11 protein-coding genes, 1 tRNA gene and 1 other RNA gene are annotated in these 12,178 nt (G+C 69.6%); 8 read left to right on the top strand and 5 right to left on the bottom strand.

Annotated elements, in window-relative coordinates; all coding sequences use genetic code 11:
- Window positions 1–160: 160 nt before the first annotated feature.
- The 3 genes from ABT130_RS05240 to ABT130_RS05230 form a co-directional block, all read right to left on the bottom strand.
- Window positions 161–463 (bottom strand): type II toxin-antitoxin system VapB family antitoxin, encoded by a 303-nt coding sequence (locus ABT130_RS05240; protein WP_350913620.1) that lies wholly within the window; start codon window positions 461–463, stop codon window positions 161–163.
- A gap of 256 nt (window positions 464–719) precedes the next feature.
- Window positions 720–1,199 (bottom strand): hypothetical protein, encoded by a 480-nt coding sequence (locus ABT130_RS05235; RefSeq protein ID WP_350953022.1) that lies wholly within the window; start codon window positions 1,197–1,199, stop codon window positions 720–722.
- A gap of 468 nt (window positions 1,200–1,667) precedes the next feature.
- Window positions 1,668–1,753, bottom strand: a tRNA-Ser gene (locus tag ABT130_RS05230).
- A gap of 82 nt (window positions 1,754–1,835) precedes the next feature.
- Here ABT130_RS05230 and ffs point away from each other — a divergent pair.
- Both ffs and ABT130_RS05220 read left to right on the top strand, forming a co-directional pair.
- Window positions 1,836–1,931, top strand: an RNA gene (ffs, locus tag ABT130_RS05225) — signal recognition particle sRNA small type.
- A 30-nt stretch (window positions 1,932–1,961) separates the two neighbouring features.
- Window positions 1,962–4,154 (top strand): DNA polymerase III subunit gamma and tau, encoded by a 2,193-nt coding sequence (locus ABT130_RS05220; protein WP_350953020.1) that lies wholly within the window; start codon window positions 1,962–1,964, stop codon window positions 4,152–4,154.
- Between the two features lie 126 nt (window positions 4,155–4,280).
- Here ABT130_RS05220 and ABT130_RS05215 read toward each other — a convergent pair whose 3' ends face one another.
- Window positions 4,281–5,747 carry a GAF domain-containing protein gene (locus ABT130_RS05215; RefSeq protein ID WP_350913612.1) on the bottom strand — a complete coding sequence of 489 codons (1,467 nt, stop codon included), beginning with the start codon at window positions 5,745–5,747 and terminating at the stop codon, window positions 4,281–4,283.
- A 342-nt stretch (window positions 5,748–6,089) separates the two neighbouring features.
- On the opposite strand from ABT130_RS05215, the gene ABT130_RS05210 reads away from it, so the two are divergent.
- The 5 genes from ABT130_RS05210 (at window position 6,090) to ABT130_RS05190 (ending at window position 10,002) form a co-directional block, all read left to right on the top strand.
- A complete protein-coding gene (locus ABT130_RS05210; RefSeq protein ID WP_343971709.1) occupies window positions 6,090–6,443 on the top strand; it encodes a YbaB/EbfC family nucleoid-associated protein in 354 nt (117 codons plus the stop codon).
- Window positions 6,444–6,446: 3 nt separating this feature from the next.
- Window positions 6,447–7,046 (top strand): recombination mediator RecR, encoded by a 600-nt coding sequence (gene recR / locus ABT130_RS05205; RefSeq protein WP_031158292.1) that lies wholly within the window; start codon window positions 6,447–6,449, stop codon window positions 7,044–7,046.
- Window positions 7,039–7,572: a DUF5063 domain-containing protein gene (locus tag ABT130_RS05200; RefSeq protein WP_350913610.1), complete on the top strand. Its 534-nt coding sequence runs from the start codon at window positions 7,039–7,041 to the stop codon at window positions 7,570–7,572. The genes recR and ABT130_RS05200 overlap by 8 nt, the downstream gene beginning before the upstream one ends.
- A 91-nt stretch (window positions 7,573–7,663) precedes the next feature.
- A complete protein-coding gene (locus tag ABT130_RS05195; RefSeq protein WP_350913608.1) occupies window positions 7,664–8,938 on the top strand; it encodes an aspartate kinase in 1,275 nt (424 codons plus the stop codon).
- Complete coding sequence (locus ABT130_RS05190) at window positions 8,935–10,002, top strand: aspartate-semialdehyde dehydrogenase (RefSeq protein ID WP_350913606.1); 1,068 nt, start codon at window positions 8,935–8,937, stop codon at window positions 10,000–10,002. Before ABT130_RS05195 ends, ABT130_RS05190 begins: the two co-directional genes overlap by 4 nt.
- Before the next feature lie 115 nt (window positions 10,003–10,117).
- On the opposite strand, the gene ABT130_RS05185 is transcribed toward ABT130_RS05190, so the two are convergent.
- Window positions 10,118–10,981: a hypothetical protein gene (locus ABT130_RS05185; RefSeq protein WP_350953018.1), complete on the bottom strand. Its 864-nt coding sequence runs from the start codon at window positions 10,979–10,981 to the stop codon at window positions 10,118–10,120.
- 557 nt (window positions 10,982–11,538) lie between these two features.
- On the opposite strand from ABT130_RS05185, the gene ABT130_RS05180 reads away from it, so the two are divergent.
- Window positions 11,539–12,159 (top strand): TetR family transcriptional regulator, encoded by a 621-nt coding sequence (locus ABT130_RS05180; RefSeq protein WP_350913602.1) that lies wholly within the window; start codon window positions 11,539–11,541, stop codon window positions 12,157–12,159.
- Window positions 12,160–12,178 lie beyond the last annotated feature (19 nt).

Genomic DNA, 12,178 nt, shown 5'->3' with positions numbered 1-12,178 from the left:
GGAACGCATGAGTGTTCAGGAAGCGGTCGTCACCGGTGCCGCGTCCGGCATCGGAAGGGCCACCGCGGAGCTGTTCGCCGACAGGGGCGTCCAGGGCGTTCTGCCGTCTTTCCCCGCCGCTTCATCCCTTGCGCGAGCCCGGCAAATCCCGCCCGGGGCCTCAGTTCTCCGCGGGCAGTTCCAGGACCCGGGCGTGCAGCACCGAGCGCTGGTGCAGGGCCGAGCGTAGGGCCCGGTGCAGGCCGTCCTCCAGATAGAGGTCGCCGCGCCACTGGACCACATGCGGGAACAGGTCGCCGTAGAACGTGGAGTCCTTGGCGAGCAGGGAGTGCAGGTCCAGCACCGCTTTCGTGGTGATCAGCGTGTCGAGCCGGACCTGTCGCGGCGGTATCTGCGCCCACTCGCGATGCGAGAGACCGTGCTCGGGGTAGGGCCGTCCATCGCCGACCAGCTTGAAGATCACAGTACGTAGTTTAGGAGAGAATCCGGCCTCTCGCCTGTCCGATCTTCATCGCCGCAGCTCGGAGGCCGTCTTTCGGATGCGTCCTGGGCAGGCGCCGCCGGAGTTATCAGATGTCGCCGGAGAAGGTGTCGCACCTGCCGGGATCGCCGCTCCGGTAGCCGGTGGTGAACCACTTGACGCGCTGTCCCCTGCACCACGCGGTGGCCGTTCCACGTCGAGGATTCCCCGTCACCGGGTCAGAGGCGGTGAGCCGTGTCTAACCGCAGTGCATCCACTTGCCTTCTGGTGTGCCCCCGTGGACGACGGGCTTGGAACCGATCCTGATCGCCCCGGTGAACTGGACGCACAGGCGGTCGGCGGAGGTGTACACCGGGCCCGCGAACCACTTGTAGCGCGCGCTGCCATCGGCGACCCCCGTGTCAGGGCCGTCGTACTTCTTGTTCTCGTTCCTGTCCACGAAGAGCGCAACGTACAGATAACTCGTCTGTCCGACGTAGGAGCCCGCCACCCGGGCAATGGCGCATTTCCTGTGCGCGGTGCTGCTGTGGTACAGCGTGACGGTGCCGTATGCCTTCCCGTCTTTTGTCCCTTTTGCAATGGGATAGCTGGCTACCTTGCGGTACGAATGTCCGCAGGAGCCCTGGGGAAAGGCCTGCGCGGGACCGGCGGACACCAGGGTGAGGGCGGCCGTAGCGGCCAAGGTCATGCCACCCGCGACCCAACGAGTGATCTTCATGGGCTCTCGCCTGACTGCTCAGGAGATGGTTATCAATCATCCCAAACAAGCAAATATGGGCGTGATCACGCTAGCATGGCCGCCTTTAACGGCGCTTCGCGCGTTCGGCGCGGGCGACCGGGAGGTCGCCAGGCGGTTCTTCATCACCGAGGCGACGGTCAAGACCCACCTGGTGCACATCTACGGCGAGTCGGGCGTGGACCCGCGCATCGCCGCCGTCACCGCCGATGGGCCGCCGTGGCGGCTCCGGTCTCGCTGCCGGCATGCACTTTCGGCATGGCCGGTTCCGCGCCGCCGTGGAGCGCCGGCCGCATTCCGGTCCGGGGCGGCCCCGGCAGCCGATGACCTCCCCGGGACGTGGACACCGCGTCGGCGGGGGGGAGGGGGAAGAACCCCCGGAAAAGGCCAACCGAGACCCGAACGCCGGAAGGGGCGGCCCGCCGACGCGGGCCGCCCCTTCCGAGAAGGCGGAGGATAGGAGATTCGAACTCCTGAGGGGTTGCCCCCAACACGCTTTCCAAGCGTGCGCCCTAGGCCAACTAGGCGAATCCTCCGTGGAGAAGCTTACCCAACTTTCGAGGTGCGCGGACCATGGATTTCCGACCCCGAGCACTCGGATCTGGGGCTAGACTGAGGGTCGACCCCTCGCGCGGCGTCATCCTGTGAACCTCCCCAGGGCCGGAAGGCAGCAAGGATAAGCGGGCTCTGGCGGGTGTGCGAGGGGTCTTTCGTTTCAGGACCCCTCGCAGGTGGGATCGTCGCATGAGTCTTGCGCTGTACCGCAAGTACCGGCCCGGAACCTTCGCCGAGGTCAAGGGTCAGGAGCACGTCACCGATCCGCTCCGCCAGGCGCTGCGCAGCGGGCGCATCAACCACGCCTACCTGTTCAGCGGGCCCAGGGGATGTGGCAAGACGTCCAGCGCGCGCATCCTCGCCCGCTCCCTGAACTGTGAGAAGGGCCCGACCCCCGACCCGTGCGGGGAGTGCGAGTCCTGCGTGGCGCTGGCGCCCACCGGCCCCGGCCACCTCGATGTCATCGAGATCGACGCCGCCTCGCACGGTGGCGTGGACGACGCCCGCGACCTGCGCGAGCGGGCCTTCTTCGCGCCGGTGTCGTCGCGCTTCAAGATCTACATCATCGACGAGGCGCACATGGTGACCCGCGAGGGTTTCAACGCGCTGCTCAAGCTCGTCGAGGAGCCTCCCCCTCACCTGAAGTTCGTCTTCGCGACCACCGAGCCGGAGAAGGTCATCGGGACGATCAAGTCCAGGACCCACCACTACCCGTTCCGGCTGATCCCGCCGGCCGCGCTGCGCACGCTCATGGAGGAGATCCTCACCTCCGAGAACGTCCCGTTCGAGCCCGCCGCGCTCCCGCTGGTGGTCCGGGCGGGCGCGGGTTCGGCCCGCGACTCGCTCTCCATCCTCGACCAGCTGTTCGCCGGGTCGGACGAGGCGGGCATCACGTACGCGCGCGCTGTCTCCCTGCTCGGCTACACCGACGGTGACCTGCTCGACGACGTGGTCGCGGCCTTCGCCGGCCGCGACGGTGCGCTGGTGTTCCAGGTGGTGAACCGGGTGATCGAGGGCGGCCACGACCCCCGGCGGTTCGCGATGGACCTGCTGGAGCGCTTCCGTGACCTGGTGATCCTGGCCAACGTGCCGGAGGCGGCCACCAGCGGGCTGCTCGACCGGCCAGGCGACGAGTTGGAGCGGCTTCAGGTCCAGGCGGCCTCGATGGGCCCGGCCGAGCTGACCCGCGCCGCGGAGATCCTCAACGCGGGCCTGATCGAGATGCGCGGTGCGGCCTCGCCCCGTCTGCTCCTTGAGCTGATGTGCGCCAGGATCCTGCTTCCCGGCGCGGCGCAGGGCGAGGCGGCGCTGCTGGCACGGCTGGAGCGGCTGGAACGGGGCGGGGTCGTCGTGCACGCCGCTCCGCAGGCCGCGGCTCCGGTACCGGCACCGGCACCGGCACCGGTGGTCCACGCGGCGCCCCCGCCACAGGCGGAGCGGCCCGAACCGCCCGTCGTCAAGGCACCCGTCAAGGCACCCGTCGAGCAGCCCGGTGCCCAGGGCGATGACTGGCCGGTGGCGGTCAGGCCCGGCGCACCGGCTACGGGGCAGCAGGCCCAGGCGCCCGTTCAGCAGGCTCCCGGCGCGCCCGCGCCGGTCGACATGGTGGCCGCGCCCGGTTCCGGGGGCGGGGCCGTGCAGCAGGCGTGGCCCCAGGTGCTCGCCGCGCTCAAGCGGCGCAGCATCGTCGTGTGGGCCAACGTCAACACCAACGCCCAGGTCGTCGGGGTCGAGGGCAAGATCGTAACCCTGGGGTTCGCGCAGGTCGGCGCGATGAAGAACTTCACCGGGGGCGGCAAGGACGCGGTCGTCGCGGCGGTGCTGCAGGAGGTTCTGGGCGGGACCTGGAAGGTCGAGGCCGTTGTCGGCAACGGGCCCGCTCCGTCGGGCGGGGGTCGTGCACCGGCACCGAGACAGCCCCCGGCCCCCCAGCAGCCCACCCCCCAGCCATCCCAGCCGCAGGCACAGGCGCCCGTCCGTCAGGCGCAGGCCCCCGTCGCTCCGCCCGCGCCGCAGGCGGAGCGGGCGGCCCCGGCGCGTCAGACCCCGCCCGCGACGGACGAGTCCTGGCCGGACGCCCCCATGCCGGAGGACCCGGGTTCGCCTCCCCCGCCGATCTCCGGCCCCGGTCCCGGTCTGGCCGCCGCCCGCTCGGCCGCCAGGGCCGCCGCCCAGGCCGGTCCAAGGGCCGTGGCCAAGACCGGCGCCAAGGCGGCCTGGCCCGACGCGGTGCCCGCCCGGGGTAACCGCGGCGCCGCCCCCGACGCCGACGAGGTCGACCCGCTGAACGACGCGGACGCCGACGTCGACGCGCTCACCGGGATGGCCCTCATCCAGCGCGAGCTGGGTGGCCAGATCATCGGTGAGATCGACCACACCTGACGGGCTGCACGCCGCGCTCCCACCCGTGTCCCGGAGGTCTCGGACGTCCGCCCTGAAAGTGGTCACCGGGAGACCCGCCGCACCCGTGGCGGCACGGGAATCCCCGCCTTCCAGATGGCGAGGACCTCAGGGCAGGTCGACGCCGCTGAGGCGGATCCGGGCCGCCACCGCGCGATGGTCGTGGCGGGGCAGCGTGGCGGCGAGGCGTTCGAGGATCTGGATGTCGTTCCTGCCGTGCTCGGTCTCGGTGTAGGCCCAGAGGTCGTCGGGGTCGCCCCGCCGCAGGAGGCGGGCCCGTACCTGGCCCTCCAGTTCCTCCCGCTCGCGGCGCAGGGCGGGCGCCTCGGAGCGGGGCAGCAGGGGGCCGCGGTAGGCGCGGGCGACCGGCGCGGTCTCGCCGGCCGCGAGCAGCCGCTTGAGTTCCAGGAAGTCGGCCTCGACCGTGCAGGTGAGGCGGTACGGCCTGGCGGCGATGGTGTGGCCGAGGTGGATGCGGAGCCGGTGGACCTCGGCACGGATGGTCACCGGATTTCCCGCGTCGCCGTACAGATGGAAGGAGAGTTGGGCGGCCGTCATTCCCCGGGGGTTGAGGGCGAGCATCGCGAGGATCTCGGCGTGGCGCAGGGAGAGCGGCAGGCGGACCCCCTCCAGGCACGCCGAGGGGTGCTCGGTGCCGAGGAGGGACAGGGTCAGCACGGGGTCACGCGCCGGACCCGCGAGGCGGAGCAGGAAGCCCTCGTCGCCGAGCGGTTCAAGGAAGGCACTCCGCCCGTCGGGCAGGACCAGACGGTGGCCCACCTCGGGCAGGCGGATGCGGTGACCCCACTGCGGTGCGTCGTCACCGGCGATGATCCGCCCGGTCGCGGTGACCAGGGCGCCAGGCTCGCCGCGCAGCGCGCTCACCTGTCTCTCGTGGCGGCGTCTGAGCCGCTCGTCATGTTCGAGCATGCGCAGTGTGAGGTGGCTCTCGGCCAGCCGCGCGGCGGCCTCGACGAGGGCGACGCTCGCCGGGTGCATGGCGCGCGTCGTGCCGCTGACGTCGACGCAGCCCAGCAGGCCGCCGCTGTCGGGGTCGATGACCGGCGCGGCGGAGCAGGACCAGATGTGGAGTGCCCTGACCAGGTGTTCGGAGGAGAAGACGTGGAGGGGCCGCCGGGTCGCGAGCGCGGTGCCCAGGCCGTTGGTCCCGATCGCCCGCTCGCTCCAGTCGAAGCCGGCGGCCAGTCCCACCTCGTCGGCGCGTTCCATCGTCCGGTGGTCGCCGTCCCGCCAGAGCACCCTGCCTTCGGCGTCGGCGATGAGCAGGATCTGGTCGCCCTCGGCGGCAGCGCCCAGCAGGGTGCCGGTGATGATCGGCAGCAGCCCGCTCATCGGGTGGGCCGAACGGACCTCCCGGACGTCCTGGCCCTCGAAGGCCGGCGGGGCCGACCTGGTCTCGAGGTCGATCCCGGCGTCCAGCGACCGCCGCCACGACGAGGAGATCACGCTTCTGGGTCCCTCGGCCACCGGCTGCTCACCGTCGCTCAGGGCCTCGTGCAGGCGCCGCAGCCGTGACGCGTAGGAGTCGAGGTCGGCTGTCTGGACGGCTCTCATCTGGCTGTCGGACACATATCCCCCCGGAACAGAGCCGATGGCGGAAGCATCGGGGCTCAGCACCCCGCACGCAACCCGTTCGATCAAAGAGGGCACGCGAAGAGTGAGCGGACGATCGCAACGTGTGTGCAACCTTCGGACGGTTACCTTTCGATCACACGCCGCCGTGTGCGGCCGCTCCGGGGCGTGTCATGTCGGGTCTCGGACGTCTGGAGGGGGCCCGGGGCCCGACGAAGGTTTAATCCCCGTCAGCAGGGAACCCGTGCTCGCTTCAGTACAACACCCGGCTCAGAACCCGTAGGCTCGTGACGACCGATGTCACGAATGAGGAGCACAACGACGGTGAACCCAGGGGATGTCAACCTGCAGCAGCTGCTGGAGCAGGCTCAGCTCATGCAGCAGCAGCTTGTGAGCGCCCAGCAGGAGCTGAACGACGCGGAGGTTCAGGGCTCCGCGGGCGGCGGCCTGGTCGTGGCCACGGTCAACGGCGGGGGCGAGCTGCTCGAACTAGAGATCAGCGCCGAGGCCATCGACCCCGGTGATCCCCAGGAGACGGCGGACACCGTCGCCGACCTGGTCATCGCGGCCATCCGCGACGCCGTGCGTGCCGCGGCCGACCTGCAGCAGGAGAAGCTCGGTCCGCTCGCACAGGGGCTGGGGGGCGGGGGCGGGCTCGGCCAGCTTCCCGGGTTCTAGGTCATGTACGAAGGGGTCGTCCAGAACCTGATCGACGAGTTGGGGATGCTCCCCGGCGTCGGTCCCAAGAGCGCGCAACGCATCGCGTTCCACCTGCTGGCCGCGGAGCCGGCCGACGTGAAACGGCTCGCGCACGCGCTGCTGGAGGTCAAGGAGAAGGTCCGCTTCTGCCGGGTCTGTGGCAACGTCGCCGCGGAGGAGGAGTGCCGGATCTGCCGTGACGTCAGGCGCGATCCCCACGTGATCTGCGTCGTCGAGGAGTCGAAGGACGTCGTGGCCATCGAGAAGACCCGCGAGTTCCGAGGCCGCTACCACGTGCTGGGCGGGGCGATCAGCCCGATCGACGGTGTCGGCCCCGACGACCTGCGCATCAGAGAGCTCATGACCCGCCTGGCGGACGGCCAGGTCACCGAGCTGATCCTCGCCACCGACCCCAACCTTGAGGGGGAGGCGACGGCGACCTATCTCGCCCGTCTGGTCAAGCCGATGGGACTGAAAGTGACACGACTGGCCAGCGGTCTGCCGGTGGGCGGTGACCTCGAGTACGCGGACGAGGTCACCTTGGGCCGCGCGTTCGAGGGAAGGAGGCTCCTTGATGTCTGATGACGCGTGGAGTGCTCTCGCGGAGCGGATCGCGGAGCACGCGAAGAACTACATCGACGGCCTGACCCGCCTGGCGGGCGGCGAGGGCGGCGACGCCATCCTGCCCCTGCTGCTGGTGGAGGTCGCGCAGGTCAGCTCGGCCGGCGCGCAGCTCGGCGCGAGCCAGGACGTGATCCTGTCGGGCAACTGGGAACCGCATCTGGGCGAGGACCCGGACGTCGACGCCGTCCGAACGGCGCTGGCCGAGCGGCTGGGGCCGGTCGACGACTACGCCGAGGTCTTCGACCCCTACAAGGACACCGGGGTCACTCCGTACCGCCTCTCCGACGACCTGACGGCGGTGGCCGCCGACCTCCTGCACGGTCTGCGGCACCACAGTGCGGGTCGCCCGCTGGAGGCTCTCTGGTGGTGGCAGTACTCCTATTTCAACACCTGGGGAAACCACGCCGGAGCGGCGATGCGGGCACTTCAGGCACTTGTCGCCCATACCCGGCTTGATGTCGCCGAGGAGCGCACAACCGTGTGATCGTCCACATACTGAGCCATATCAGAAGGTCCCAGCTAGGGCGCCAGTAGACTGTGAACTCCACAGCCCTAGATTGCTTCGGAGACATCTCGTGGCGCTCGTTGTTCAGAAGTATGGTGGTTCGTCCGTCGCCGACGCGTCCTGCATCAAGCGGGTCGCTCAGCGGATCGTCACGACGAAAAAAGCCGGCAACGACGTCGTGGTGATCGTTTCCGCCATGGGTGACACGACGGACGAACTACTCGACCTCGCCCAGCAGGTCTCGCCGCTCCCGCCTGGCCGGGAGCTTGACATGCTGCTCACCTCGGGTGAGCGCATCTCGATGGCGCTGCTGGCGATGGCGATCGCCAACCTCGGTCAGGAGGCGCGTTCGTTCACCGGCTCCCAGGCCGGCGTGATCACTGACTCCTCGCACGGCCGCGCGCGCATCATCGACGTGACGCCCGGCCGGATACGCGGGGCGCTGGACAACGGCCAGGTCGCGATCGTGGCCGGGTTCCAGGGCGTCTCCCAGGACACCAAGGACATCACCACGCTCGGCAGGGGAGGCTCGGACACCACGGCGGTCGCGCTCGCCGCCGCCCTGAACGCCGACGTGTGTGAGATCTACACCGATGTGGACGGCGTCTTCACCGCCGACCCCCGCATCGTCCCGACCGCCCGTAAGATTCCCAAGATCTCGTACGACGAGATGATGGAGATGGCGGCCTGCGGTGCGAAGATCCTGCACCTGCGCTGCGTTGAGTACGCTCGCCGTTTCGGCCTGCCGATCCACGTCAGAAGCTCGTTCAGCACCAAGGAAGGCACGTGGGTCGTCTCCGACCCCGACAGCGAAGGAACAGAGATGGAGCAGCCGATCATCTCCGGCGTCGCGCACGACCGGAGCGAGGCCAAGATCACCGTTGTCGGGGTGCCCGACAAGGTCGGCGAGGCTGCGACGATCTTCAAAACACTCGCCGACGCCGAGGTCAACATCGACATGATCGTGCAGAACGTGTCGGCGGCGACGACCGGCCGGACTGACATCTCCTTCACGCTGCCCACGAGTGACGCCTCCGTGGCGCTCACCGCGCTGAAGAAGATCCAGGAGCGCATCGGCTTCGAGTCGCTGCTCTTCGACGACCAGATCGGCAAGGTCTCGCTGATCGGAGCGGGCATGCGCTCGCACCCCGGCGTCACCGCGACGTTCTTCGCCGCTCTCGCCGACGCGGGGGTGAACATCGAGATGATCTCCACCTCGGAGATCCGCATCTCGGTGATCGTCGGACAGGACGAGGTGGACACGGCGGTCAGCGCCGCGCACCGCGCCTTCGACCTCGACGCCGACCAGGTTGAAGCCGTGATCTATGGAGGTACCGGGCGATGAGCCGCAAGCCCACCCTTGCCCTGATCGGCGCGACCGGCGCCGTCGGCACCGTGATGCGGGACATCATCTCCGGCCGCGAGAACGTCTACGGAGACATCAAGCTCGTCGCGTCCGCCCGCTCGGCGGGCAAGGTCCTGAGGGTCCGCGGTGAGGACCTCGTCGTCCAGGAGCTGACTCCCGAGGTCTTCGACGGTGTCGACATCGCGATCTTCGACGTGCCGGACGAGGTCTCCGCGACGTGGGTGCCGATCGCCGCCGAGCGCGGTGCCGTCGTCATCGACAAGTCGGGCACCTTCCGGATGAACCCCGAGGTTCCGCTGGTCGTGCCGGAGGTCAACCCCGAGGCCGCGCGCGAGCGGCCGCTGGGAATCATCTCCACCCCCAACTGCACGACCTTGTCGATGATGGCCGCGATGGGTGCCCTCCACGAGGAGTACGGCCTGCGTGAGCTGGTGGTCGCCTCCTACCAGGCGGTCTCCGGCGCGGGTGTGGCGGGCTCGGCCCGCCTCTACGACGAGGTCGAGGCCCTGGCGGGCGACCGTACGGTCGGGCAGACCGCCGGTGACGTGCGCAAGGTCCTGCAGAACAGGCTCGGGGACGCCGAGTCGCCCTTCCCGGCACCGGTGGCGTTCAACGTGGTGCCGTGGGCGGGTTCGCTCAAGGACGGCGGCTGGGCCTCCGAGGAGATCAAGCTCCGCAACGAGTCGCGGAAGATCCTTGGGATCCACGACCTGAAGGTCTCGGCGACCTGCGTCCGCGTCCCAGTGATCACCACCCACTCGCTGGCCGTGCACGCGACCTTCGAGCGTGAGATCACCGTCGCCGACGCCCATCGGATCCTGGAGGCCGCTCCGACCGTGGTCGTCATGGACGACCCGGCCAACGGCGTCTTCCCGACCCCGGCGGACGTCGTCGGAACCGACCCCACCTACGTGGGCCGAATCCGCCAGGCGCTCGACTTCCCCAACACCCTCGACCTGTTCGTCTGTGGCGACAATCTCCGCAAGGGCGCCGCCCTGAACGCGGCGGAGATCGCCGAGCTGGTCGCGGCCGAGTTCGGGTGACCTCCCCGGTCGTGCGGCGGCATCGGATGTCGCCGCACGACCCTCGCGGCGCTCGCGTGAGCGGCGGACACCGGAGACAGTGGAACCCGGCGCTTGGGAGGTGGGATCTCGCGAGTCAGCGGAAGAGGATGTCCCAGTGGTCCGCCTCGCGGGCGTAGAGGGTGCCCGAGGTCGCCGATTCGCCGTACAGGGGGGCTCCGTCGCCTCGTATGCCCTGTGACGGATAGTTCTTCGTGATGTAGCGGTTGATGCATTCGTTGGGCTTGATGTCCAGCTTGTAGCCCATGTAGTGGCTGTAGGGGCCCGGGGCATGGCCCACCTCGGTGCCGCCGGTGACGACCAGGGGACAACCGCTGCGGCGCTTCAGCTCGATCACGTCGGAGACGGTGGCGGCCCGGACCGCCTGCAGCGAGGTGCAGTGCCGTCCGCGACGGTTCGCGCATTTACCCGAGGAACTCCAGGTCAGGCCCGCCGCCCGGAGGCGCTGCTTGGCGTCCGCCTGCGCCAGCCGCACCGGCTGGCGCTGCTTGGCTCGCTGCGCCTGAGGGGGGTGGGCCTCGGCCGGGCTCTCGGGGGCGGAGGGCGCCTGCTCCGCGAAGGTTTCGGGGAGGGACCGTGGCTGGAAGGCCCGGGTCTCCCGGGGGCTCTGGGGGATCAGGGGGGCCGTCTGTTCCGATGGCGCGTCCGCGGTGGCGGTGTCCCGCGTTCGCGCCGCGGCTTCGAGGATCGGGGGAGTCGCCTGTTCCGGTGGTGTGCCCGCCAGGGCGGCGGCCCGCGTCCGTTCCGTGGTCTCGAGGATCAGGGGGGCCGTCTGTTCCGGCGGTGTGCCCGTGGTGGCGATGTCCCTCCCCTGGAGGGAGGGCTCCTGGCGGACGGTCCGGCGGTAGAGCCCGGCGGTTTCCAGGGCGCCGGTGTCGTACGTCCCGATGATCGTGGACCGGCGTGCCTCCGCCGGGCCGGCCGTGATCGGCCGGCTCACGATCGTGACGGTGGCCGACGCGTGTCCGCTCTCCGCGGTCGCACTGTCGTCCCGGGCCGATGCGATGAAAGATATCTGCAGAGCGAGCAGTGCTCCGGCGGTGAACCGGGCAGCCCGCTGTCTACAGGGACGTGTCCCCATTGTGTATCCCTTGTCGCGGGAGCCCTTCCGCCAAATGGATCAATCCCACCCCCGAACCCGGATGATCCCTCCCGAAGAGTGAATTTTGCCCGGTAATGGGGATCATCGTGCGGCTCGATGACCTGCTGAGACAGGGGTCGCACGGTGCTCGGCATGATCGGGGCGCTACCGCCAGAGGCACGCGGAGGCGAGAGCCGGGTGGCAATAGTCGATATGAGTGGCGGGGGCAATGTGGCGCGCCTAGGGTCGTTGACTGGGGCTTCTCCCTGGTGACGCGGGACGGATGATCTAGGGTTCGTCCAGTGGAGAGAGACCAGACGAGCCCGTTCTCCCAGCTCCAAGCGATAGGTGACAGGTGCTCTATGGCCGAGCCGCCCCCGAGAAGCCGTGGATCAGACAGGACCCGTGAGGTCATCGTGGAGACGGCCCTGCGGCTTTTTCGCGAGCGAGGGTACGAGGCGACCACGATGCGGGCCATCGCCGCCGAGGCCGGGGTGTCGGTGGGCAACGCCTACTACTACTTCGCCTCGAAGGAGATCCTGGTCCAGGCCTATTACGACCGGGCCCAGGCCGAGCACGAGGCCGCGTGCGAGAAGCTGCTGGCCACCGAGCACCGATTCGCCGCACGGCTGGAAGGCGTGCTGCGGGAGTGGGTGCGGGTCTCCGAGCCGTACCACGAGTTCGCGGTGAAGTTCTTCAAGCACGCGGCCGAGCCGAGCAACCCGCTCAACCCGTTCAGCGCCGAGTCCTCGCCCTCCAGGGACGCGTCGATCGAGATCTACCGGCGGGTCGTGGAGGGATCCTCCGACCGCATGGACGCCGAGTTGCGGGCCGAGCTGCCCGAACTGCTCTGGCTGATGTCGATGGGCGTCGTGCTGTTCTGGGTGCACGACGACTCGGAGGGATGCCGACGGACATATCGGTTCATCGAGCTCACCGTGCCGCTGGTGGACCGGCTGGTGGGGCTTTCGCACCTGCCTGGCCTGCGCGGGGTCGCCCGTGACTTCATCGCGGGAGTTCACGAACTTCGCGAGTGAATACCGGCGGAACTCCAGG

Source organism: Streptosporangium sp. NPDC001681 (assembly GCF_040298085.1).
In the GTDB taxonomy this organism is placed as follows: domain Bacteria; phylum Actinomycetota; class Actinomycetes; order Streptosporangiales; family Streptosporangiaceae; genus Streptosporangium.
This window is presented reverse-complemented; position numbering and strand designations above follow the sequence as displayed.

What these genes read in the sequence shown, in the direction of transcription:
- ABT130_RS05235 (WP_350953022.1), bottom strand. Translation starts at nt 1,199, where the DNA reads ATGAAGATCACTCGTTGGGTCGCGGGTGGCATGACCTTGGCCGCTACG.
- ABT130_RS05220 (WP_350953020.1), top strand. Translation starts at nt 1,962, where the DNA reads ATGAGTCTTGCGCTGTACCGCAAGTACCGGCCCGGAACCTTCGCCGAG.
- ABT130_RS05215 (WP_350913612.1), bottom strand. Translation starts at nt 5,747, where the DNA reads ATGAGAGCCGTCCAGACAGCCGACCTCGACTCCTACGCGTCACGGCTG.
- recR (WP_031158292.1), top strand. Translation starts at nt 6,447, where the DNA reads ATGTACGAAGGGGTCGTCCAGAACCTGATCGACGAGTTGGGGATGCTC.
- ABT130_RS05200 (WP_350913610.1), top strand. Translation starts at nt 7,039, where the DNA reads ATGTCTGATGACGCGTGGAGTGCTCTCGCGGAGCGGATCGCGGAGCAC.
- ABT130_RS05190 (WP_350913606.1), top strand. Translation starts at nt 8,935, where the DNA reads ATGAGCCGCAAGCCCACCCTTGCCCTGATCGGCGCGACCGGCGCCGTC.